The sequence below is a fragment of the Bradyrhizobium sp. genome, assembly GCF_052389815.1.
In the GTDB taxonomy this organism is placed as follows: Bacteria; Pseudomonadota; Alphaproteobacteria; order Rhizobiales; family Xanthobacteraceae; genus Bradyrhizobium.
Genome location: NZ_JBQTHN010000049.1, coordinates 1 through 20,940 on the forward strand (window position 1 = coordinate 1; position 20,940 = coordinate 20,940).

25 protein-coding genes, 1 tRNA gene and 1 pseudogene are annotated in these 20,940 nt (G+C 65.8%); 16 read left to right on the top strand and 11 right to left on the bottom strand.

What is annotated here, in order from left to right; genetic code table 11:
• A pseudogene (locus ACT4OC_RS09415) lies at nt 1–205 on the top strand (polysaccharide biosynthesis/export family protein); the annotation flags it as partial.
• Between the two features lie 42 nt (nt 206–247).
• On the opposite strand, the gene ACT4OC_RS09420 reads toward ACT4OC_RS09415, so the two are convergent.
• The 4 genes from ACT4OC_RS09420 to ACT4OC_RS09435 form a co-directional block, all read right to left on the bottom strand.
• Nucleotides 248–919 (bottom strand): dienelactone hydrolase family protein, encoded by a 672-nt coding sequence (locus tag ACT4OC_RS09420; RefSeq protein ID WP_444838705.1) that lies wholly within the window; start codon nt 917–919, stop codon nt 248–250.
• Nucleotides 920–974: 55 nt separating this feature from the next.
• Nucleotides 975–1,319: a hypothetical protein gene (locus ACT4OC_RS09425; protein ID WP_444838706.1), complete on the bottom strand. Its 345-nt coding sequence runs from the start codon at nt 1,317–1,319 to the stop codon at nt 975–977.
• Entirely contained in the window at nt 1,316–2,104 is a 789-nt protein-coding gene (locus ACT4OC_RS09430; protein ID WP_444838707.1) for an alpha/beta fold hydrolase, read from the bottom strand. The genes ACT4OC_RS09425 and ACT4OC_RS09430 overlap by 4 nt, the downstream gene beginning before the upstream one ends.
• Nucleotides 2,105–2,299: 195 nt before the next feature.
• A complete protein-coding gene (locus ACT4OC_RS09435) occupies nt 2,300–2,725 on the bottom strand; it encodes a helix-turn-helix transcriptional regulator (protein ID WP_444838708.1) in 426 nt (141 codons plus the stop codon).
• 255 nt (nt 2,726–2,980) lie between these two features.
• Between ACT4OC_RS09435 and ACT4OC_RS09440 the strand changes: the two genes are divergently transcribed.
• Nucleotides 2,981–4,075 carry an HD-GYP domain-containing protein gene (locus ACT4OC_RS09440; RefSeq protein WP_444838709.1) on the top strand — a complete coding sequence of 365 codons (1,095 nt, stop codon included), beginning with the start codon at nt 2,981–2,983 and terminating at the stop codon, nt 4,073–4,075.
• A 111-nt stretch (nt 4,076–4,186) separates the two neighbouring features.
• On the opposite strand, the gene ACT4OC_RS09445 is transcribed toward ACT4OC_RS09440, so the two are convergent.
• A complete protein-coding gene (locus tag ACT4OC_RS09445) occupies nt 4,187–5,767 on the bottom strand; it encodes an AMP-binding protein (protein ID WP_444838710.1) in 1,581 nt (526 codons plus the stop codon).
• A gap of 248 nt (nt 5,768–6,015) precedes the next feature.
• Entirely contained in the window at nt 6,016–6,432 is a 417-nt protein-coding gene (locus ACT4OC_RS09450; RefSeq protein WP_444838711.1) for a VOC family protein, read from the bottom strand.
• Between the two features lie 310 nt (nt 6,433–6,742).
• Here ACT4OC_RS09450 and ACT4OC_RS09455 point away from each other — a divergent pair, with 310 nt between their 5' ends.
• The 13 genes from ACT4OC_RS09455 to ACT4OC_RS09515 all read left to right on the top strand — a co-directional run bounded on the left by ACT4OC_RS09455 (nt 6,743) and on the right by ACT4OC_RS09515 (nt 17,665).
• On the top strand, nt 6,743–7,003 hold the full coding sequence (locus tag ACT4OC_RS09455) for a DUF3551 domain-containing protein (protein WP_444838712.1): 261 nt from the start codon (nt 6,743–6,745) through the stop codon (nt 7,001–7,003).
• A gap of 53 nt (nt 7,004–7,056) precedes the next feature.
• A complete protein-coding gene (locus tag ACT4OC_RS09460; RefSeq protein ID WP_444838713.1) occupies nt 7,057–7,506 on the top strand; it encodes an ArsR/SmtB family transcription factor in 450 nt (149 codons plus the stop codon).
• Complete coding sequence (locus ACT4OC_RS09465; protein WP_444838735.1) at nt 7,506–7,850, top strand: SRPBCC family protein; 345 nt, start codon at nt 7,506–7,508, stop codon at nt 7,848–7,850. The genes ACT4OC_RS09460 and ACT4OC_RS09465 overlap by 1 nt, the downstream gene beginning before the upstream one ends.
• A 16-nt stretch (nt 7,851–7,866) precedes the next feature.
• Nucleotides 7,867–8,604 carry a DUF899 domain-containing protein gene (locus tag ACT4OC_RS09470; protein ID WP_444838714.1) on the top strand — a complete coding sequence of 246 codons (738 nt, stop codon included), beginning with the start codon at nt 7,867–7,869 and terminating at the stop codon, nt 8,602–8,604.
• A gap of 118 nt (nt 8,605–8,722) precedes the next feature.
• On the top strand, nt 8,723–9,082 hold the full coding sequence (locus ACT4OC_RS09475) for a DUF1428 domain-containing protein (RefSeq protein WP_444838715.1): 360 nt from the start codon (nt 8,723–8,725) through the stop codon (nt 9,080–9,082).
• A 142-nt stretch (nt 9,083–9,224) separates the two neighbouring features.
• Nucleotides 9,225–9,671 (top strand): aminoacyl-tRNA deacylase, encoded by a 447-nt coding sequence (locus ACT4OC_RS09480; RefSeq protein WP_444838716.1) that lies wholly within the window; start codon nt 9,225–9,227, stop codon nt 9,669–9,671.
• Between the two features lie 96 nt (nt 9,672–9,767).
• Nucleotides 9,768–10,397 carry an aspartate/glutamate racemase family protein gene (locus ACT4OC_RS09485; RefSeq protein WP_444838717.1) on the top strand — a complete coding sequence of 210 codons (630 nt, stop codon included), beginning with the start codon at nt 9,768–9,770 and terminating at the stop codon, nt 10,395–10,397.
• Nucleotides 10,398–10,563: 166 nt separating this feature from the next.
• The gene (locus ACT4OC_RS09490) at nt 10,564–10,983 is read left to right on the top strand and encodes a hypothetical protein (RefSeq protein ID WP_444838718.1); all 420 of its coding nucleotides are present in this window, start codon (nt 10,564–10,566) and stop codon (nt 10,981–10,983) included.
• 640 nt (nt 10,984–11,623) lie between these two features.
• Nucleotides 11,624–13,867, top strand: a complete 2,244-nt coding sequence (locus ACT4OC_RS09495) for a TonB-dependent receptor family protein (protein WP_444838719.1) — start codon at nt 11,624–11,626, stop codon at nt 13,865–13,867.
• A gap of 12 nt (nt 13,868–13,879) precedes the next feature.
• Nucleotides 13,880–14,881: an ABC transporter substrate-binding protein gene (locus ACT4OC_RS09500; protein ID WP_444838720.1), complete on the top strand. Its 1,002-nt coding sequence runs from the start codon at nt 13,880–13,882 to the stop codon at nt 14,879–14,881.
• Nucleotides 14,878–15,696 (top strand): ABC transporter permease, encoded by an 819-nt coding sequence (locus ACT4OC_RS09505; protein ID WP_444838721.1) that lies wholly within the window; start codon nt 14,878–14,880, stop codon nt 15,694–15,696. The genes ACT4OC_RS09500 and ACT4OC_RS09505 overlap by 4 nt, the downstream gene beginning before the upstream one ends.
• On the top strand, nt 15,693–16,436 hold the full coding sequence (locus ACT4OC_RS09510) for an ABC transporter ATP-binding protein (protein WP_444838722.1): 744 nt from the start codon (nt 15,693–15,695) through the stop codon (nt 16,434–16,436). Before ACT4OC_RS09505 ends, ACT4OC_RS09510 begins: the two co-directional genes overlap by 4 nt.
• Nucleotides 16,433–17,665 carry an NnrS family protein gene (locus tag ACT4OC_RS09515; RefSeq protein WP_444838723.1) on the top strand — a complete coding sequence of 411 codons (1,233 nt, stop codon included), beginning with the start codon at nt 16,433–16,435 and terminating at the stop codon, nt 17,663–17,665. The genes ACT4OC_RS09510 and ACT4OC_RS09515 overlap by 4 nt, the downstream gene beginning before the upstream one ends.
• Nucleotides 17,666–17,696: 31 nt before the next feature.
• Here ACT4OC_RS09515 and ACT4OC_RS09520 read toward each other — a convergent pair whose 3' ends face one another.
• From ACT4OC_RS09520 to ACT4OC_RS09530, 3 genes are all read right to left on the bottom strand, one after another.
• Nucleotides 17,697–18,014 carry a hypothetical protein gene (locus tag ACT4OC_RS09520; protein ID WP_444838724.1) on the bottom strand — a complete coding sequence of 106 codons (318 nt, stop codon included), beginning with the start codon at nt 18,012–18,014 and terminating at the stop codon, nt 17,697–17,699.
• Nucleotides 18,015–18,337: 323 nt separating this feature from the next.
• Nucleotides 18,338–18,766, bottom strand: coding sequence for a hypothetical protein (locus ACT4OC_RS09525; RefSeq protein WP_444838725.1), 429 nt, complete (start codon nt 18,764–18,766; stop codon nt 18,338–18,340).
• Between the two features lie 132 nt (nt 18,767–18,898).
• Nucleotides 18,899–18,975: transfer RNA gene (locus ACT4OC_RS09530), tRNA-Arg, on the bottom strand.
• Between the two features lie 144 nt (nt 18,976–19,119).
• Here ACT4OC_RS09530 and ACT4OC_RS09535 point away from each other — a divergent pair.
• Complete coding sequence (locus ACT4OC_RS09535) at nt 19,120–20,199, top strand: LLM class flavin-dependent oxidoreductase (protein WP_444838726.1); 1,080 nt, start codon at nt 19,120–19,122, stop codon at nt 20,197–20,199.
• A gap of 11 nt (nt 20,200–20,210) precedes the next feature.
• On the opposite strand, the gene ACT4OC_RS09540 is transcribed toward ACT4OC_RS09535, so the two are convergent.
• Nucleotides 20,211–20,516 (bottom strand): DUF3303 family protein, encoded by a 306-nt coding sequence (locus ACT4OC_RS09540; RefSeq protein ID WP_444838727.1) that lies wholly within the window; start codon nt 20,514–20,516, stop codon nt 20,211–20,213.
• Nucleotides 20,517–20,529: 13 nt separating this feature from the next.
• Nucleotides 20,530–20,934, bottom strand: coding sequence for a YccF domain-containing protein (locus tag ACT4OC_RS09545; RefSeq protein WP_444838728.1), 405 nt, complete (start codon nt 20,932–20,934; stop codon nt 20,530–20,532).
• Nucleotides 20,935–20,940 lie beyond the last annotated feature (6 nt).

Below are 20,940 nucleotides of genomic sequence, written 5' to 3' on the forward strand. Positions count from 1 at the left end.
GCAGGCGCCAGGCCAGTATCCTTACGTGCCCAACATGACCGCCGAAAGCGCGGTGGCGATCGCCGGCGGCTTCTCGCCGCGCGCGCGCAAGGATCGCGTCACCATCACGCACACCGACGCATCCGGCACCTCGCGCGCAATCATGCCGCCGGGCACGCCGATCAGCCCGGGCGATACCGTGGTCGTCGGCGAGCGCTGGTTCTAGAGCATGATCCGCGTGAAGCGGTTTTCCGAAAGAGGTGCGTTTCTATTTCACATGCTTCGCAAAGAACGCCAGGCTCCGCGGCCACGCCACATCCGCGCTGGTCTTGTCGTAGCTGGCCCGCTCGTCGCAGTGAAAGCCGTGCTGCGCGCCGGGATAGACGAACACCTCGACCTCCGGCCGCTTTGACTTGATGGTCTCGACGTCGGTCAGGGGAATGCCGGCGTCTTTTTCGCCGAAATGCAGTTGCGTCGGCACTTTCGGCTTGTCGTCGGCGAAGCGGACGACGGCGCCGCCGTAATAGCCGACCGCCGCCGACAGGCCGGAGAGTTTCGTAGCGGCGGCATAGGCGACGCTGCCGCCGAGGCAGAAACCGATGATGCCGACGGCGCCGACATTGCTCACGGCGTCGATGGCGGCCTGCGTGTCGCGCAGCATCGCCGGCCAGTCGGGATTGGCGATGAACTTGCGCGCATTGGCGATTTCGTCCGGCGTGTAACCGCACTGGAAATTCGGCTGCGTGCGGTCGAAGATCGAGGGCGCGATCGCGACACAGCCATCGGCCGCCAGACGATCGCACACGGAGCGGATGTGGTGATTGACGCCGAAGATCTCCTGGATCACCACGATGGCGCGCTTCGGGGCGCCAGCGGGATCGGCGCGGTAGCCGCCGAGCTTGAATCCATCCGATGCGGTCAGGGTGATGTCTTGTCCCACGGGTCATCCATTCTTGGTTTGAGTTGCTGCGTGTCGGTTCGGTGAAGTGGCGCTGCTACTGCCACATCCAGTTGTGGCCCCAGTCGCCCTTCCATCCCACAAGCCGCCCCTTGCGGAACTGCAGATAGAGCCGGTCGCGCTTGGGAAACAATCCGCTGCCGCCATAGCCGCGGAAGGCGAGGAATATTTCGCCGCCCGGAAGGCCGCGGACATAGGTGAGGGGAACGCCGAGTGCGACAGCGGCTTCGTCGGCGCTCATGCCGTAGGCGAGGGGGATGTTGTTCGACAGCGTGGCGGTGAAAGGCGGCGGGTAGGGGCCGCCGAGCGGCGGCAGGCCCTGCGCCAGCGCGGGGAGCGACGCGGCGAGAAGCAAGGCGGACGTAGCAAGGAGCCGCTTCATGATGCCGCCCTCTGCTGTTGCCGGCCGTCGAGCCGGTCCAGGAACGAAAGCACCGCCTCGTTGAAGGCTTCGGGCTGGTCGATATTGGCGGCGTGGCCGGCGGCCGGGATCACGACCTTTTCCGCGCCCGGGATTTTCGCCGCCATGTAATCGGATGCGGCCAGGAACGGCGTATCGTCGGCGCCGACCACGACCAGCGACGGCACCTTGATGGAAGGCAGCGTCTCCATCACGCCGGCGTCGCGCTGGGTCAGCATGCCGCGTGCCGCGCGCGCCAGCCCCGATGCGTCGCGATGGCTGACATTGGCGCGCTCGGCGCTCATCGATTTCAGCACGGCAAGGCCCTCGCGGTCGAAACGCGCGGCCGTCTCGTGCGCGCGCTTGTTCCAGGCATCGCGCGCATCGTCCTTCTTGAATCCAGGCCCGGTATCGATGATGAGCAGCGCGCGCACCCGTTCGGGATGGCTGCGATAGAACGCCAGCGACATGTAGCCGCCGAGCGACAGGCCGCCGACGACGGCCCTTTCCGCGCCGACGGCGTCGAGCAGCGCGGCGATGTCGGCCACCGTCAGCGCCTCGCTATAGGCCGCAGCATCCTCCGGGTAATCGGATTGGCCGTGGCCGCGCATGTCCCACAGCACGAGCTTGTAATGCTGCGAAAGCGCCGCGATCTGCCCCTGCCACATGCCTGATGTCGAGGAGTAGCCGTGCGTGAGGATCAGCGCCGGGCCGCTGCCATGAATCTCGTAGTGGATGTTCACCCCGTCGCGGTTGAGCCTGGGCATTGCGCTTCCTTGTTTCTTCGGAGCGGTTAGCTTATCCCCATCCCGGCATGATTGAGAAATGCGGAAATGGACGGCCTGCCCACATTTGTAGCGGACTGATCGCCGATCCAGCCGGCACGACATCTGAAGGGCGAGGTACGTCAACCCCGGTACTCAGGTCTCCCAGGCAGACGTCGGCAACGACAAGGCCGCGCACTATTGTTTCGCGATGGTGGCGCGCAACTCCGATGGAGCGGCGCCGTAGCGGCGGCGGAAGGTGCGGTTGAAATAGGAGAGATCGCCGAAACCGGCCGTCAATGCGATGGCGCTGACGGTCGTGCCGGCATGACGGGGGTCGGTGAGCATGCGATAGGCACGCGCGAGCCGTTGCTTGAGCACGAATTGAGAGAAGGTGTGCTCCTCGAACTCGAACAGCAATTGGACGGATCGCGGCGAGAGCCGATGGCGCGCGGCCACGGCGGCAAGGGTAAGGTCGCGCTCGCCGGCATGCGCGATGACGTCTGCCTTGATCGCCACGAGCCGTGCCGCGCGCACCCCTCGTTCCCTTGCTACCGCAGCGCCGTCGCGGGTAGCGCCGATCGCCCGGATGAGCCAGGTGCCGGAAGTGGCCGTCAACGTCAACGTCATCGCCAACGGCGACAAGCGTGCCCACCTTCCGTGCACACGCTCGTGCCCCTTGGCAAGAAAGGTGGGCACGGCGCATGCGCGCCTTTGCCCACCCTACGAATCTGTCATCACCGCGAAAGCGGGTGATGCCGCCGATCCCTAAACTTTTAGCCATCGCGCCAACCGCCCGTTCACGACGCCTCTTAAGCTGCAGAGAACGCCTCCTCAAGTAGCATTGGCCGAACACTGCTACGCTATCGAGGGGTTTTCATGACCGCTTCCACCGAAAAGACATCGCCGAAACGGCGCCTGCTGCTGGCTTCCGACCGCACCGACCACAGCAGCGAGCTCGCCAGCATCCTGCAGTCCGTCGGCGAAGTGGAGACGGTCGCCACCTCGCAAATCCCGGACAAGCCCGAACAACTTTCCGGCGTCGTGGTCGACATCAACCTGCGTTCGTCGGAAAGCGTGCAGATCGTGCGCAACAAGCTGCGCAGCGAGGCCTATCGCCAGGTGCCGCGGCTGTTCGTGCTGGCGGACGCGCTGCATCACGGCGCGATGCAGGCCTGGGCGCTCGGCGCCACCGACACGATCTGGCGGCCGTTCGATGCGCAGGGCATCTTGCAACGCATCCGCGCCGCGTTTCCCGACGCCAGCGAATATGACGACACCGACCGCGGCAAAAGCCTCAACCGCGGCGTCGAGGCCGCGCACGCGGTAATGGTCAAGATTTTCGAGAAGCTGCCGGCCGGCCAGCCCCTGAAGTTCGATGACATCGTCCAGGCCGAAACCAGGATTCTCAAGGCGATCAAGCACTCCTCGTTGCGCGAATGGCTGACCACGGTCGGATGCCACCACAATGCGAGCTATCGCCACTGCCTTTTCGTGACCGGCTTTGCGGTGGCCTTCGCCCAGCACCTCGGCATGCGCGAGGACGACCAGCGCCGTCTGGCGCGTGCGGCCCTGCTGCACGACGTCGGCAAGGCCTTCGTGCCGCTCGCCATTCTCGACAAGCCGGATGGCCTGACGGAAGAGGAGCGCGCCACCGTCCGCACGCATCCGCGCCGCGGCCATGAGGCGCTGGCGGTGCAGGGCGGCTTCCCGGCCGAAATGCTCGACGTGGTGCTGCACCACCATGAGTTTCTAGACGGCACCGGCTATCCCGATGGTCTGACCGGCAAGGAGATTTCCGACATCGTGCGGCTCACCACCATCGTCGACATCTATGCCGCGCTGGTCGAGAACCGCTCCTACCGCGTGCCCTATACGCGGTTGAAGGCCTTCACCATCATGGAAGAGATGGGCGGCAAGATCGACCAGCAATTGCTGCAGGCGTTTCGGCCGGTCGCGGTGGGGATCGGATAAGCTGCCGCAACCGTCATTGCGAGCGCAGCGAAGCAATCCAGCTTTCTTGTGTCGGTGGAGGGAGCTGGATTGCTTCGTCGCTTCGCTCCTCGCAATGACGGGGAGAGAGCCTCACCCCAGCATCTTCCTTAGCTCCGCCTTCGCCACCTTCTCCAGCGTCGAGCGCGGCATGTCGTCGACGAAGCGGATTTCGCGCGGCACCTTGAAGTCGGCGAGCGCGTTTCTGCAGGCGGCCATCACGTTGTCGTGCAGGTTGGCCGGCATTCTCGCCACGCCATCCTGCGGAATGATGAACGCCACCGGCACCTCGTCCAGCATCGGATGATGCTTCGCCACCACGGCGGCCTCGCGCACGCCGGGGATCACCGCGATCACCTGCTCGATCTCGGAGGCGGCGACGTTCTCGCCGCCGACCTTGAGCATGTCCTTGGCGCGGTCGCCGAACTTGACGAAGCCGTTCTCGAGCCGCTCGATTCGGTCTCCGGTCAGGAAGAAGCCGTGCTCGTCGAAACTTTCCCGCGTCGCCTTTTCGTTGTGCAGATATTCGGCAAACAGCGACAGCCCCGGAATGCCCTTGATGGAGAGGTTGCCGGTGTCGCCGACCCTGGTGGGCGAGCCGTCATCGTCGGTGATGCGGATGGCATATTCCGGCGCGGCGCGGCCGATCGACATCGGCGTGTTGGGCTGATCGACCTCGCCGACAATGCCCTGGGTGATGGTTTCGGTCATGCCCCACCAGCCGATCATCTTGATGCCGAAGGCGGCAAACGGCGGCGGTTCGTTGACCGCGGTGCCCCAGAGCCGGAACTTGTGACCCCCAGGGATCTCGTGCTCGAGCAGCGCCTTGATGCAGAACGGAATGGTCGAGGTCCATGTCGCGCCGTGTTCCAGTGCCACCGGCCAGAAGCGGCTGGCGGAGAAGCGCGGCTGGACGATGCAGGTTGCGCCGACCCACAGGCTCGCCAGCATGGAATAGGCCAGCGCGTTGGTGTGGAACAGCGGCAGATAGGTCTGGTGCACGTCGCCCTGGTGCAGGTCCTCGTGCGCGGCGTTGATCTTGGCGCCCCACAGCGCATTGGCGTGGGTCCACAGCACCGCCTTGGGCCGCGACGTGGTGCCGGAGGTGTATTGCACGCTGCAGGGCGCGAGCGGGTCGGCGGCGCGGCGCGGCCGGTCGGTGCTGTCGGCAAACAGCGACTCGAACCTGTCGCCGCGCTGCGGCGCCTGCGCGGGGGCTGCCCCCGCATCATGCGGGATCACCGCCATCCAGCGCAGGCCCTTGCAGTTGGCGGCGACCAGCTCGGCATAAGCGGGTTGCGTGATCGCGGCGACGGCGCCGCAGTGACCGGCGAAATATTCCATTTCCGCGGCGGCCGAGCGCGTGTTGGTGGTAACGGCAATCGCGCCGGCCTCGACACAGGCGAACCACGCCAGCAGCAACTCGATGCAGTTGTCGAGATGGATCAGGACGTAGTCGCCCTGTTTGATGCCGCGCCTGGCAAGGCCCGCCGCAAGCGCACCGACGCGCTCATGGAATTCGCCATAGGACCATCGTCGCGCCGGCGCATCGAACGGCGCCCAGATCAGGAACGGATGGTCGCGCCGCACTTCGGCGCGCATCTTCAGCAGCCAGGGCACGTCGAGCCCGTCAAAGGGGCTGACGACGCCCGGCGCCTGCCGTGAATGGATCATGCTTCCTCCCGCGCGGCCTTCGGGCCGCCGATTGTTGTTTTGGGGCGGAAGTCTTTCTGCCACCGGATCGCGCGCGGGGCAAATGGCAGCGTGACTCTATCCGTCGTCATGCCCGGGCAGAAGCGCGAAGCGCGTCTTCGCGCTAGATGTCCCGGGCATCCACGTCTTGACGGTGGTGCGGCGACGAGGACGTGGATGGCCGGGTCAAGCCCGGCCATCACGGCTGAGTGTGCCGCGAGAGTCCCGCGCTACTTCACGTCGCCGTACGACGATATCTCGATCAAACTTCCATCCGGATCCCGGCAATAGACCGAGCGCAGCGTGCCGCGGGCGCCTTGCTTGGCCACCGGGCCTTCCTCGATCGCAACGCCGTTCGCCTTGAGATGCGCGACCACCTCGTCCGGCGTGCTGGATGTGAGGAAGCAGAGGTCATCGCTGCCGGCGGTCTCGTGATCGGCGGTGAACCATTCCACCTTGTCGGCGTCGCGCGGCCGCACATTGATCTTCTGGCTGCCGAACACCAGCGAGGTGCGCGGCGTCTTGCCGGGGCCCGGGTCGAACACCCGGATTTCCATGCCCAGGATCGTTGCGTACCATTTCGCCGAACGATCGACATCCCTGACATTGATCACGAGGTGATCGAGCGCGTCGACCTTCACGGACATGCCTCTTCCTTTCGTCATGGCTCTTGCGCACCTGTCGCGCGGGCCGCCTTCGGCGTCGCTTGTTACAACGCCGACCGCTTCGACTTCAACCGACAAGGGCCGGGCGCAACCGGTCGCAGGAACGCTTAAATCCGATCCAGACGCCGGAGCAGTTCGGCAAGGACGTCGCCGCCGGGACCGAGGAGTGGAAGAAAGTGGTTGAAGGCGCAGGCCTCAAGGTGGAGTAAGTGTGATCTGGCGCACGGAACTATTCCCTGCGCCGTGGTCTTCAGCGGGCAGAGGGACGCGGCCACCCAAAGGAGATTAGGCCATGCGTAAGACCATGTTTGCGATACTCACCGTGCTGGCGGCAGGCACGGCAAGCCTGGCCGGCACCGAGCCGGCCGCGGCATATGATTATCCCTGGTGCGTGCAGGGCAAGGACGTCGGCTATCCCGGCGACTGTTCGTACACGACCTACCAGCAATGCCAGGCGAGCGCCTCCGGCCGCTACGCCTATTGCGGCATCAATCCGCGCTTCGCCTTCGGCGTGCAGCCGCAGCCCCGCCGGGCCCCCCGGAACGCATACTGAAATGTGAAGCGAGTCTCCTTGACTCGCTTTGCTTTGCGCATATACTAAACACTATGGTTAAGTATCAGGACGCTGCGCTGGACCGCACCTTTGCGGCCCTGTCCGACCCGACCCGCCGCGCGCTGCTGGCGCGGCTCGTCGAGAAGGAGAGCCTCTCGGTGAGCGAGCTGGCCCGGCCGTTTCCGATGTCGCTGCCCGCGATCATGAAGCATCTCGACGTGCTGTCCGATGCCGGCTTGATCGCGCGCGAGAAAATCGGCCGTACCGTGGCCTGCCGCCTCACCGCACAGCCGATGGAGCAGGCGATGGACTGGCTCAATCGCTATGCGCGCTTCTGGTCCGAAAGCTTCGACCGTCTTGCTGCCCTGCTGGAGGAAGAATCATGGCCCAAACCGCAGCCGCCAAGCCCGCATTCGCCGAGCGTCCCAGCCTCACCCTCACGCGGCGTTTCCGCGCGCGGCCGGAAAAGGTCTGGTCCGCGTGGACCGACCCGGAAAAGCTGATCGGCTGGTTCTGCACGACGAAGGCGAAGCCGGGCAGCCTGCGCGCCGAGCTCGATGTCCGCGTCGGCGGTCGCTACCGGATCAGCTTCGACATGGAATCCGGCGAACATTCCGAGGTCGGCGGCAGCTATCGCGAGGTGGTGCCGAACGAAAGGCTGGTGTTCAGCTGGGCCTGGCATTCGACGCCCGAACGCGAGTCGCTGGTGACGGTGTCGATCAAGCCCGACGGTACGGGCAGCCTGATGATCTTCACCCACGAACAGTTCTTCGACGAGACCGCGCGCGACAACCATGCGACGGGTTGGAACGAGCTGTTCGCGATGCTGGAAGATGTCCTCGCCTGAATTCAGGGAGCCTGCCATGCAGCCGCACAGGATCGTCTCGCGAGAGGAATGGATCGAAGCCCGCAAGGGGCACATGGCGCACGAGAAGGAGTTCACCAAAGCGCGCGACCGCCTCGCCGAGGAGCGTCGCGCGCTGCCCTGGGTGAAAGTCGACAAGGACTACGCGTTCGACGGCCCGAACGGCGGGGCCGGCCTCGCCGATCTCTTCAAGGGACGGCCGCAGCTCGTGGTGCAGCACTTCATGTTCGCGCCCGACTGGGATGCCGGCTGCAAGAGCTGCTCGTTCTGGGCCGATGGTTTCGAGCGCATGATCCCGCACCTTGCCGCCCGCGACACCACGCTGGTCGCCGTCTCACGCGCGCCGCTCGAAAAGCTCGAAGCGTTCAGCAGGCGGATGGGTTGGACCTTCGACTGGTATTCGTCCGCCGGCAGCGATTTCAATTACGACTTCGCGGTGTCCTTCACGCCGGAAGAGATCGAGGCTGGACATCGCCGATACAATTTCGGCACTTCCGGCTTCGGCATCGAGGACGCGCCGGGCATCAGCGTGTTCTACCGCGACGAGACGGGAAGCATGTTCCACACCTATTCCTGCTTCGCCCGCGGCCTCGACATGATGAACGTGGCCTATCACTATCTCGATCTCACTCCGCTCGGGCGTCACGAGGAAGGGCTGCCCTATCCGATGGATTGGGTGCGGCTACGTGACCAATACCAGGTCGCGCCGGATCGGGCATCATGCTGCCATAACTGACGCGCTTCATCCGTCATTGCGAGCGAAGCGAAGCAATCCAGCTTTTGTCCGGCGACGAAGCTGGATTGCTTCGTCGCTTCGCTCCTCGCAATGACGGCAGTAACGAAAGGAAGTCCTCATGGCCTATGTCGACGGCTTCATCGTCGCCGTTCCCAGGAAAAACATCGCCGCCTACAAGAAGATGTCCGTCCTCTGCGGCAAGGTCTGGCGCGAGCACGGCGCGCTCGACTACCGCGAGTGGGTCGCCGACGACGTCAAGGTCGGCAAGTGGACGTCGTTTCCGCGCGCCGTGAAGAAGAAGCCGAACGAGACGGTCGTGTTCGCCTGGATCACCTACAAGTCGCGCGCCGCGCGCGACAAGGTCAACGCCAAGGTGATGGCCGATCCGCGCCTTTCGTCGATGATGAATCCGAAAGACACGCCGTTCGACGCCAAGCGCATCATCTATGGCGGCTTCGAAAGCCTCGTGAAGGTCTAGGCCTCGATTCGTCCGGCGGAATTCTCGATCCCTTTGGATAACCGGCCGCGCGCGCTGGACGCTCGCGCGGGCAGGAAGATATTCTCAATCGCATTTTCTGGCTGCGCAGAAAAACAAGAACCGTTGCGGTCCGGGGCGTTGATTGAGCATACAGGTTGCTATTCTGAAGATATTGGCAAGTCACGGCAGCGGTCGCGCGACGCTTTCCTCCCTCAAGGCGGATATTGCCGTACTCACCGCCAGTGGCCCCGAATGGAGCGCGCGGATCAGGCGGCTGGCGGCGCGCGCGCCGGCAATCGATATCTTCGGCAACGGCCATGTGCTGCGGGGCGACGAGGGCTGGGAGATCACTATGGCGGGGCGCGATTTCCTCGCGCGGCTCGAGGCGGTCACACAGGACAATCTGCCATCGCTGGATGAGTCCGAACCGGCGGCATCGTCCGGACAGGAGGATCGCAAGGCTGGCGATCTCATCGTCGTCGGGCATCGCTTCCGCAATCGGGTGCACCGTCCCGGCGCGCCGATGCGCAAGGCGCGCGGCATTCCCGATGGCGCGAGTATCCGGCGCGGCGAGAACGTCTCGAATTGAGCCGTCGCACCGAGCCGGTCGAGCGGGGCGTCGTCGTTCGCGGCGGCCGGCCATTTCAAGGTTGACAGCGTCCGCCCGGCGGCAAGACTGCGCCGCATGCGCATCACGCTGATCCATGCCCTGAGGCATTCCATTCAACCGATCGAGGCGTCCTTCGCCAGGCTGTGGCCGCAGGCGCGGCTGATGAACCTGCTCGACGATTCGCTCTCGGCGGATCTGGCGCGCGACGGCGGGCTGTCCGCCGCAATGACCGATCGCTTCCTCGGGCTCGCCCGCTATGCGGCATCGACGGGATCGGATGCGATCCTGTTCACCTGCTCGGCCTTCGGTCCCTGCATCGAGGCGGTGGCGCGCGCGCACGCGCCGATGCCGGTGCTCAAGCCCAATGAGGCGATGATCGAGCGGGCCGCCGCGCAGGCCCGCCGCGTCGGCCTGCTCTCGACCTTTGCGCCGACGCTGGCCTCGATGCCGGCGGAATTCCCGGCCTCGATCGAGCTCGTGCCGAAGCTTGCGGAAGGCGCGCTGGCGGCACTCGATCGCGGCGATCGCGCCGAACATGATCGCCTGGTGGCCGAAGCCGCAAAGGACTTACGGGATTGCGACGTGATCGCGCTCGCCCAATACAGCATGGCGCCGGCGGCCGGCTTGGTGGCGGAGGCCACCGGCCGGCCGGTGCTCACCACGCCCGACAGCGCCGTTGCGAAGCTGAAGAAGATGCTGGGCTGATCGGGCGCGGGCTGCGCCAGGCCGGCTTGCGCTGTCTTTGATCCAGGTCACACAGCCCTGGATGGCAAGGGCGGAAAAAACCGGCTAGACTTTGCGAGCTACCGGGGCACCGGGAGGCTCCGGCCCAAAGCGATCCACTCTTCGCCTCCCGCAGGGAGAAGCAGCCATGCTCCGAAAGATGATCGTTACCTTTCTTGCGGTCAGCGTGATTGCCATGCTGACGGTGACGGGGGCATTCGCCAGGCCCTTCGGCGGCGGCGGCTTTCGAGGTGGCGGCGGCTTCCGCGGCGGCGGGTTCGGCGGCTTTCGCGGTGGCGGCATCGCCCGCGGGGTCGGCATTGGCGGCTTCCGCGGCGGTGGAGTTCGCGGCATCGGCTGGCGCGGCGGTGGCTGGCGCGGACGCGGCTGGGGCCGCGGCGTCGGACTGGTCGGGCTCGGTGTCGGGCTCGGCTATGGACTAGGCTATCCCTACGGCTACAACCCCTACTACTACAGCGGCTACTATGGCGACGATTGCTACTGGGTGTATCGCACCGTGATGACCCCATGGGGATGGCGACGGCGCCTGGTCCAGCTCTGCTATTGAATGGCGCGCCCGGCATGTCAGCCGCCTGCGCATCGCGGGCGGCGGATGTTGGCCATGATCGGGCTGCAGCGTACTCGTAGCTGCTTCGCTTCGTCGCGCAGGGCTCGTGCTTGAAACAGCCAGCTTTCGCTGGAAAGCGAAAGCACCAAGCTGATTCGCTCGTGCTGCATGCGCGCATCGGCCGTCTCGCCGCCAATCCGCCGCCGGCAAACTGGGACGGGGCGTGGCGGATGAAACACAAATAGGGTCAGCCACCGTCGCACGGCCCCGGGGCGCTACGCGCCTGCCTGAGCACGCAGTCTGTTGCGAGGGGTCGCCTGACCGGGCGCAGCCAGATTTGAATCCCTCCAAAGAGGCCCGCGCGGGGCAGTTGTTTGCGCGGCATCAAACAGCGTCCGACGGGCGGTAAATATCTTGCCCGCGATCAAGACCGCCGAATTGCCATCCAGATCAAAAACTCGACCCGACCGCCGCCGTCAAACGGCGCGGCTGGATCGATTCCAAAGCATGAGGCGCCAACGCCTCGACAAGGATGGGTGAAGTGGTGGCGCGCGTCGATATCGGGAAAGTGGGGATCGTTGCAGGAAGCCGGTGGGGAGCGGGCAGGGCAGGATGCCTGCGCGGAGCCGCAGCGACATTGATGCTGTCCTCCGCCATCGGCACCTGCTTTGCGCAATCGGCCACCCCCGGCGCGACGGTCGAGCTCGATCCCATCGTGGTCGAGGCGCCGCGCCGGCCAAAGCCAACGCCGGCTCGTGTCTCTGCGCCGGCGGAGCCGGCGCCGGCCGGCGCGCCCGAGCAGGCCTCGGCAACCGTGCGGGAACGCTTCGACGCGCTGCCCGGCGGCGTCGCACTGGTTTCCCGGCAGGACATTCCCGAAAGCGCCAACCTTACCGTGTCCAAAGCGCTCGGCAGCGTGCCGGGCGTCGTGGTGCAGGACTTCTTCGGGGGCAACGATCAGCCGCGCATCCAGATACGCGGCTCCGGCCTGCAGCAGAATCCCGCCGAACGCGGCGTGTTGATGCTGCAGAACGGGCTTCCGATCAATCGCGCGGACGGCTCCTACATCGTGGGCTTCGCCAATCCGCGGCTGGCGGAATCCATCGAGGTCTATCGCGGCTACACGGCCAACCGGCTTGGTGCGACGGTGCTCGGCGGGGCGATCAATTTCGTCTCGCCGACCGGAACCAGCCAGCCGGGCGTGCAGATGATGCTGAGCGGCGGCAGCTTCGGCCAGATCGGCGGCACGGTGCAGGCCGGATTCCGCAAGGACAATATCGACGGCCTCATCCAGTTCGACGCAAATCACCGCGACGGCTTTCGTACCTACAACAGCTCCGATCGCATCAGCGTGAGCGGCAATGTCGGGGTTGCGATCTCGGACAACGTGAAGACGCGCTTCTTCCTGGGCTATACCGATCTCGGTTTCGACGTCGCCGGTCCCCTGACGAAGGCCGCGATGTACGCCGATCCGCGGCAGGTCCACACGGGGCCGACCGTCGTGCCGGGCGGCGCGATCAATCCAGGTCCCAACGTCGTGCGCGACAAGCCGCGCCGCGAGGCGAGTCAGTTTCTCGCCGGCTCGCGCACTACCGCGACCTTCGATGCGCATCTTTTCGACTTTGCGGCCGGATACACCTACACGGACGACACGTTTCGCTTCCCGATCTCGTCGGGCGTGCGCACCACGCAGGGCGGCGATCTGACGGGGCTGGTGCGCTACGCCTACAACCCTTCGGCTGCCGCGCTGCCGCTGTTCGAGAGCACGGCGCAATATACGATCGGCTCGGCCGACCGCGGCTATTTCCTCAATCAGGGCGGCCAGACCGGCGCGCAATTCGGCCGCACCGAACTGAACGCCTCGACGCTGTCGACCTATGCCGGCCTGAACCTGCCGATTTGGCCCGGCGTGACGGTCTCGCCGGCGATCTCCTATGCCCATGCGACGCGCGAAAACGACGATCTCTACAAGCTCGCGACGCGACCGACCATCGCCTACAATCCCGCCAATCCCACGATGCTGTTGCCGAACGGCGCGGTACCGACCCAAAACACCAGCTATGCGCGCACGTATGACGGATGGAGCCCGAGCATCGCGCTGTCATGGCGCCCCGACAAGATCCAGACCTTCTTCGTCGCCGGCAGCCGCAGTTTCGAGCCGCCGAGCCATGACGACCTGATTGCGACCGTCAACGGCACCCCGAACTCCAGTCCCGGTCGGCCGAACCCCGGCAATCCTGCACTGGCCGCGGCGGCCTTCACCACGCCCGCTCTGAAGGCGCAGGAGGCAACCACGATCGAGGGCGGCTGGCGCGGGCGCACCGAGCGCGTGTCGTGGGATGCCGTCACTTATTTCTCATGGATCGACAACGAGCTCCTCAGCCTGCGCGACGCCACCGGCGCTCCGCTCGGCGCGATCAATGCCGGTCGCACCACCCATTTCGGCGTCGAACTCGGCGCAGGCGTCATGCTGACCGAGCAATGGTCGGCGCGTCTCGCCTACACCTACCAGGACTTCCGCTTCGTCAACGATCCCGTGCGCGGCAACAATCGTCTGGCCGGCGCGCCGCCGCATCTCGTCCATGCCCAGCTGCAGTATCAGGCCACGCCGGCGTGGATGGTGCAGGGCGCGGTGCGCTGGAGTCCGGCCAGCGTGCCCGTCGACAACATGAACACGCTCTATGCCGATCCCTATGCAGTCGTCGACCTGCGCACGGAATACCGGATCGACAAGACCTTCCGCGCGTTCGGCGAGATCACCAACCTCTTCAACAAGACCTATGCATCGTCGACCTTGATCGTCGATCAGGCGCGTCCCGATCAGGCAGCGTTTCTGCCCGGCGACGGCCGCGGCTTCTATGCCGGGGTCAAGGCAACCTTCTGAAGGAGGGGGTGCGTGGCGACTGCAGTGAACCGCTCCGGCCGCAGGCTGAGCCGCCGCGCCTTTCTCGCCTCCGCCGGTGCGGCGGCGGTCGTCTCGCCCCGCGCGGCTTTCGCAACGGCGCCGCTGGCGTTCTGGGGGCCACCCGCCGCCCCGTCGATCGTGTTGGCGCACGCCGTCGCCAGCGGAGCAATGAAGGATATCGCACCGGCAGCTACTTTCAGGACCTGGCGCACGCCGGACGAAATGCGCGCAGGCCTCAGTTCGGGTGCGATGCAGGCGGTGATCGTCCCCAGCAATGTTGCGGCGAACCTCTATAACCGCTGGCTCGGCATCCATTTGCTCAACGTCATGACGCGGGGCTTGCTTTACGTCGTGGCCGGCGCCGGCATCGCAGGGGTCGGCGATCTCGCCGCCAAGAAGGTCGCGGTTCCGTTCCGCAATGACATGCCGGATTTCATCTTGCGCCGCCTGCTCGCCGGGGCAGGGCTGAAGCCCGGCAAGGACCTGCACTGCGACTACGCCGGCACGCCGCCGGAAGCCATGCAGATGCTGCTGGCCGGCCGCGTCGATGCCGCGCTGCTCGCCGAGCCCGCCGCCACCGCCGCGATCCTGCGCGCGAAGCTCAGCCTAATGCAGCTGACGCGCGCGATCGACTGCCAGAAGGAATGGGCGAAGATTGCCGGCGGCAGCGCCTTCATCCCGCAGGCCGGGCTCGCCGTCACCCGGGCGTTCGCCGACAGGATCGGGCGCGATGGCCTGACGTCGATCCAGAACGCCCTTCAGGCGGCCGTCCGCTTCGTGATCGATCATCCGCTCCGCGCCTCGCTGCCCTCCGCCCTCGAGCTTGGTGCGATGAGCCCGATCATTGCAGAGGCGGTCCCCTACAGCAACCTCGCGGCGCTGACGGCGTCATCCGTTCGTCCGGAGCTGGAATCGTTCTTTTCAACCCTTGCCGAGGATGATCCGCGCATCATCAACGGCAAGCTGCCGGACCAGGCGTTCTACGCGCTGTGAACCCGTTCGCCCGATCATTGGCCCTGCTCGGTTGGTCGGGCCGCTACATCTGGTCGGCCTGGGCTGGCGCGGCCGGCCTGTTCTGCGTGGCCGCCGCGTGGCAAGCCGGTCATGAATTCTACGGCTCGTTCATCCTGCCGTCGCCGCTCGAAACGCTGGCGGCGCTGTCCGTCATCCTGCACGAGCCGTCCTTTGCCGTCGCAGCGCGCGAGACGGCGCAGCGCTCGCTCGCCGGTTTCCTGCTCGCGGCCGGAATCGGCACGGCGGCAGGCGCCATCGCCGGATATTTCTTCGCGGCCATGCGATTGATGCGCCCCATCGTCACCGTCATTCTCGGCGTTCCGCCGATCGCCTGGATCGTGCTGGCATTGATCTGGTTCGGATCGAGCGGCGGCACGGCCGTCATGACCGTGGTTGCGGCGGCCTTGCCCATCTCCTTTGCCGGCGGGCTGGAAGGCGTGGCCACGCGCGATCGCGCGCTCGACGCCATGGCCCGCTCCTTCGGCGCCGGAGGGTGGATGCGCTTTCGCACCGTCACCGCGCCGCACCTGATTTCCTACCTCTTCCCGGCCTGGACGACGACGGCGGGTACAGCCTGGAAGGTGACGGTCATGGCGGAGCTGCTTTCCAATTCGGGCGGGATCGGCGGCGAGCTGGCCACCGCGCGTTCGCTGTTCGATATCGCAAGGGTGATGGCCCTGATCCTGGTCGTCGTGGTCTTCGCGCTGGTCACCGAATACGGGCTGCTGCATCCGCTGCGCGATCGGATCGAACGCTGGCGCGAGGCCGGCCTGCCATGGGGCATCAAGCGATGAAGCTCGCTCTGAAGGCGATAGGACACGGCTTCCTCGGCCGGCCGGTGTTCGAGCATGTCGACCTGGCGCTGGCGTCCGGCGAGGTGGTCGCGCTGATCGGGCCTTCGGGCTGCGGCAAGACCACGCTGCTGCAGATTGCGGCTGGCCTGGTCGAGCCACTGCGGGGCCGCGTGCATCGCGCCTATCGGCGTCATGCGATGGTGTTTCAGGAACCGCGCCTGCTGCCGTGGATGACCGCGCGCGACAACATCGGTTACGGCCTGCGCGCGAGCGGAGCGGAGAGGGCGATGTCCGCGGACGTGGCGGCGCGGCGCGCGGCGGAGGTCGGCCTGCATGCACGCGATCTCGACAAATATCCGGCCGAGCTGTCCGGCGGCATGCGGCAGCGCGCGGCGGTCGCCCGTGCACTCGCGGTCGAGCCGGATGTGGTATTTTTCGACGAACCCTTCACCGCCGTCGATGTCGGGCTGAAGCGCATATTGCAGGACCTGGTGATTGCGGCGGCGGCGCGCGACAGTTTTTCCGCGCTGTTCGTCACCCACGATCTCGCCGAGGCGGTGCGCGTCGCGCATCGGCTCGTGGTCCTCGGCGGCAATGCGCAAGGTCTGGTGGCCGACCGCCGCATCGATGGAACGCCCGGAGCCCGCGGTAACCGCGAGGTATTCGATCTCGTCGAGGCCTGGTCTGGCGAGCCGGCCTTCCGCGAGCTGTTCGATGGAGAGCGGGAGAGCGCGGCATGAGCGAAGCTGTCCACATGGCCGGGCAACGGGCCGTCGAAAATCCTCTGCTGGCCGAGGGCCTCAAGCTGTTTTTCCCGGTCGCCGCCCTTCATGCCGTGCTGCTGCCGCTGGCCTGGATCGTGTTGTTCGCCTATGCGCTGCCGTTCGCGCACGAAATCCCGGTGAGCCAGTGGCACGCCCATGAGATGATCTTCGGCACCTACGCCGCCGCGCTTGCCGGATTTCTCACCTCGGCCGTTGCCGAATGGACCGACACGCCGCCGCGGCACGGCCGCGCGCTGCTCGCGCTGCTCTTCCTGTGGCTGCCCGGGCGGATTGTCGGCCTTTTCGGCTGGGACGCCCTCGTCATCGTTGCGGCCGCCACCGACCTCGCGTTTCTCGGCATGCTGCTCTGGTACGTGCTGCGCGCATTGATCACGCGCGGCAGCACGCGTCACGCGTCCTTCGCCGTCTGGGTCGCCTTGCTCTGGCTGCTGGAGCTGTCCATTCGTCTCGCCTGGCTGAGCGGCAACGCAGACCTTGCGGGACGCCTGTTGCATGCGGCGCTGGTGGTCTTTGTCGTATTCCTTTCGCTCGCGGTCGCACGCATCAACGTCGTCGTCATCAACCTCGCGCTCGATCCGGGCGGGACGACCACGCCCTACCGTCCGCATCCCGGACGGCAGAATCTCGCGGCCGGACTGGTCGCCGTCTACGGCGCAGCGGCGCTGGCAGCGCCTGCGTCGGCCGTGCCCGCCTGGTTGGCGCTGGCCGCTGCGGCGGCGTTGTTCGACCGCCTGGCGGAATGGTTCATCGGCATCGCCGTGCTGCGCACGCATGTGCTGGCGCTTGCCGGCGCCAATCTGTTCGCCGCGCTCGGCTTCATGGCCATCGGTATGGCCGGGCTTGGCGCGCCGCTCTCTGCGGCGACGGGTCTGCATTTGCTCTCGGTGGCAAGCCTTGGCCTCGCGGTGTTGGCCGTGTTCATCATTGCCGGGCTGCGGCACAGCGGCCGGCCGCTCGACTTGCCATGGCATGCCCATGCGGCGGTGCTGCTGATGCTCGCAGCCGGGCTCGTCAGGATCTTGCCGGAGACCGGATTGGCGACGTTCCTGCTCGGCAAGCATTACGCGCTGAGCGCGTTCCTCTGGTCGCTCGCCTTCCTGGTGTGGCTGGCCGGTTTCCTGCCGCTGCTGCGGCATCCGGCCGGCTTTGTCGGCCGGAGCGCGCCGCAGACGATTTCGCGGTGATGGCGCGACTGCGGCGCGCTGTCCGCACGTCTCAGCGGGCGCGAACGCCCGGGCTCTTCACCTGCTTCCGGGGACGATCGCCGGTGACGCCGGTTCCGCGACCGGTCCGCCCCGAGCCGCGCATTTCGGCGCGGGCGTCGTTTGGATTGTTCACGGTATTCGCCGTGTTGGGAGCCGTCGCGGCGCCACCCGGCGACACGATGCCCATCTTGCTGGCGGGCGTCGGCGCGCCTTTGTTCAGAGGATCCCGATCCGGGTACATCGCGCATTCCGCGCACTGCGCGAACGCGGAGGATGTCAGGGCCACCGACATCAAGGATGCGGCAACGAGCGTCTTGTAGTTCGTCATGAGCTTCTCCTGGCCTTGGCTAATGCCCAACCTCAGCCGTCCCAACTGGGAGCCCCGGCAGCTTTCGCAAGGAGAAGAACCTGTCGATGTGCGCATTGTTCGCTGCGTCATCGGCAAGGCTGCCGCGCGTCGACGTCAGAGCCAGCCGCTGAAGGGACCCGGCGAGACGTCGAAGCGATCACATTCGAGTTTTCACGACAGCCACGGGTCTATCGCGATGGGCTGCTGGCCAAATCGCACGAGATCGTGAAAATGAACGGCATTGTGAGCTTGGACGACGGCGCATCTGCGCCTCCAAGCTGACCAAGCTCCGATCTCTGGACCTACTTGCGATACTGCGCTGGTGCCTGGGGGTTGTTCGCAGGGTTCGTGTCGTGCTTGGAAAGTCGCGTGATCAGCTTGCCGCTGACGAGAGGCTGCAAGTCCGATTCGAGCGCGTCTGCCAGCGGCTTGGCGTAGACTTCATTGCCGTCGACATAGAGCGTGAAGGATTTGAGGTATTTCGCCTTCTTTTCGGGATTCTCGATCGTCGCCTGGGTCCACGCGAAGAGAGGATAATTTTCAGTGCCCCGCTGCTCAGCTTCGGCTACGTAGTCAGCAAAGGCATCGAACTGACATTTCATTCTCGCGTGATGCCTGGTGAGGATGTCCGCCAGCGGCTTGATTGCCGGATTGTCGGGATCGCGCCGTGCCAGTTCCGCAAGCTCATCATCCAGATAGATCCGCAGCTGGTACTCCCACTGCTTGCTCATGCTTGATCTCCTCCGGCTGTCGCGGAGATTCTAATAGCTCTTCCACCACGCAACGCCTCAGCTTGCGTGTGTCGCCAAGACCACTCTGGCAATCGCTGCTTGCCGGCCGTCGTAGCGCACTCCGGAGCCCGCTGGCGCACCCGACACGATTCGAACGTGTGACCTTTGCCTTCGGAGGGCAACGCTCTATCCAGCTGAGCTACGGGTGCTTTAAGGGCTCTCATTTAGCCGATTGGGTGGCTCCGGGCAACCGGGTGCGGGGGGCCGATTGCCCCGTCCGTCGCAGCCTGTAAACTGGCCGGTAGCGACAACCGCGCGGGCAGCATCCAGCGCAAGAGACGGGAGAAACGCGCATGCGGCCGCTGGAATTTGGCTGGTATCTGCCGACGCATGGCGACACCACGGCCTATGGGCTGCCGGAGGCGCAGGTCCCGGGCTCGGTCGAGCTGTGCGAGCGCGTGGTGCAGGCCGCGGAAGTCGCCGGCTTCGAATATCTGCTGATCCCGGTCGGCTCGGTGTGCTGGGAGGCCTGGATCGCGGGCGCCTTCATGGCGGCGCGTTCGAGCAAGATCAAGCCGCTGATCGCGGCGCGGCCGGGCTACATCAATCCGGTGCTGATGGCCAAGATGATCTCGACCTTCGACCAGATGTCGGGCGGGCGCATCTGCATCAACCTGATCGCGGGGCAGAACGAGAGCGAGGTCGAGGCCGAAGGCGTGCGCCATGCCAAGGAAGAGCGTTACGCCCTGATGGAGGAGGAGGTCTCGATCCTGAAGGCGCTGTGGTCGACCCGCGGCCCGGTGCATTTCGACGGCAAGTTCCACAAGGTCTCCGGCGCCTTCATCCGGCCGCGGCCGCTGCAACAGCCGCATCCGAAATTCTATCTCGGCGGCGGCTCGCGCCAGGCCTGGGAATTGTCGGCCAGACATTCCGACGTGCACCTGTTCTGGGGCGACCTGCCGGAGAGGATTGCCGCCAACATCGCCGAGATCAGGGAGCTGGCGCGCGCGCATGGCCGGCAGGGCGAGATCGGCTTCGGCATGCGGCTGCAGGTGATCTGCCGCGAGGACGAAAAGGATGCATGGGACGCCGCCGACCAGCTGGTGCGCCACGCCACTGAGCGGCAGAAGCAGGAAATGAAGACGCTCTACAACAAATCGGAAGCCAACTTGCGGGTGCAGCAGATCGCCCGCGAGCATGGCGATCTGCTGTTGCCGCATTTGTGGACCGGCATCACCAAGGTGCGTCCCGGCGCGGGCATTTGCGTGGTCGGCAACCCCGAGCAGTGCGCAGCCACCCTGCAGCAGTTCATTGATGCCGGCTGCCACTCCTTCTGCCTGTCGGGCTATCTCCATGACGAGGAGGCGGAGCGCTTCGGCCGGCTGATCCGCCCGATCCTCGCGGAGAACAACCGCGGGCGGCTGGCGGCGTGATGCCGCGCATCCTACGCGCTTTTGTTTGCCGCCACCTGCGCGGCCAGCATCTTGCGCGTCGCCTCGATATCCACCAGCGGATAGACGTCGAACCCGGCCGGGATGATGTCGGCCCATTCGTTCAGGATGCGGTGCAGCGCCTCGTTGCTCTCGACGTCGAACACCGCGACCGCCCCGCGGCCGACGCGGGCGTAGATCTGCTTGCAGATTCCGGCCGCCTCATACTGGCCGATCCACGGCCAAAAGCTCTGCCGCCGGGCAGCCATGTCGGAAGGTCGCTCCGGACGCGGGGTCGAGACGACGAGAAACAATGCCACGATGTCTGCTCGCCTATGCCGGCACGATCGTCTTGCCGATCGGCCACAGTGCGATGCCGGCCAGTTTCAGATGTGCCCAGGCAAAGGGCAGGCCGATGATGGTCACCGCCCAGATGATCGCCGTAATCAGATGTCCGATTGCAAGCCACCAGCCGGCCAGCACGAACCAGATGATGTTGCCGATCACGCCCAGCGGCCCGGTGCCGGTATCGGGAATGCCCGTAACCTCCTCGCGGCTCACGGCGCGGGAGCCGAACGGCAGCAGCGTATAGACTGCGATGTTGAACGCCGCGCGCGCCCACGGCAGCCCGATGATGGTGATCGCCATGATCACGGCCGCCACCAGCCAGCCGAAAGCCATCCAGGCGCCGCCGATGAGAATCCAGAGGATGTTCAGGATGATGGAGACCGGCTGCATGGCAAA

Bases quoted from the DNA above. Each gene is read 5' to 3' on its own strand.
- ACT4OC_RS09450 (WP_444838711.1), bottom strand. From the start codon at position 6,432: ATGTCCGTGAAGGTCGACGCGCTCGATCACCTCGTGATCAATGTCAGG.
- ACT4OC_RS09440 (WP_444838709.1), top strand. From the start codon at position 2,981: ATGACCGCTTCCACCGAAAAGACATCGCCGAAACGGCGCCTGCTGCTG.
- ACT4OC_RS09460 (WP_444838713.1), top strand. From the start codon at position 7,057: ATGGTTAAGTATCAGGACGCTGCGCTGGACCGCACCTTTGCGGCCCTG.
- ACT4OC_RS09445 (WP_444838710.1), bottom strand. From the start codon at position 5,767: ATGATCCATTCACGGCAGGCGCCGGGCGTCGTCAGCCCCTTTGACGGG.
- ACT4OC_RS09475 (WP_444838715.1), top strand. From the start codon at position 8,723: ATGGCCTATGTCGACGGCTTCATCGTCGCCGTTCCCAGGAAAAACATC.
- ACT4OC_RS09425 (WP_444838706.1), bottom strand. From the start codon at position 1,319: ATGAAGCGGCTCCTTGCTACGTCCGCCTTGCTTCTCGCCGCGTCGCTC.
- ACT4OC_RS09470 (WP_444838714.1), top strand. From the start codon at position 7,867: ATGCAGCCGCACAGGATCGTCTCGCGAGAGGAATGGATCGAAGCCCGC.
- ACT4OC_RS09485 (WP_444838717.1), top strand. From the start codon at position 9,768: ATGCGCATCACGCTGATCCATGCCCTGAGGCATTCCATTCAACCGATC.
- ACT4OC_RS09430 (WP_444838707.1), bottom strand. From the start codon at position 2,104: ATGCCCAGGCTCAACCGCGACGGGGTGAACATCCACTACGAGATTCAT.
- ACT4OC_RS09490 (WP_444838718.1), top strand. From the start codon at position 10,564: ATGCTCCGAAAGATGATCGTTACCTTTCTTGCGGTCAGCGTGATTGCC.
- ACT4OC_RS09525 (WP_444838725.1), bottom strand. From the start codon at position 18,766: ATGAGCAAGCAGTGGGAGTACCAGCTGCGGATCTATCTGGATGATGAG.
- ACT4OC_RS09495 (WP_444838719.1), top strand. From the start codon at position 11,624: ATGCTGTCCTCCGCCATCGGCACCTGCTTTGCGCAATCGGCCACCCCC.
- ACT4OC_RS09520 (WP_444838724.1), bottom strand. From the start codon at position 18,014: ATGACGAACTACAAGACGCTCGTTGCCGCATCCTTGATGTCGGTGGCC.
- ACT4OC_RS09510 (WP_444838722.1), top strand. From the start codon at position 15,693: ATGAAGCTCGCTCTGAAGGCGATAGGACACGGCTTCCTCGGCCGGCCG.
- ACT4OC_RS09455 (WP_444838712.1), top strand. From the start codon at position 6,743: ATGCGTAAGACCATGTTTGCGATACTCACCGTGCTGGCGGCAGGCACG.
- ACT4OC_RS09545 (WP_444838728.1), bottom strand. From the start codon at position 20,934: ATGCAGCCGGTCTCCATCATCCTGAACATCCTCTGGATTCTCATCGGC.
- ACT4OC_RS09515 (WP_444838723.1), top strand. From the start codon at position 16,433: ATGAGCGAAGCTGTCCACATGGCCGGGCAACGGGCCGTCGAAAATCCT.
- ACT4OC_RS09535 (WP_444838726.1), top strand. From the start codon at position 19,120: ATGCGGCCGCTGGAATTTGGCTGGTATCTGCCGACGCATGGCGACACC.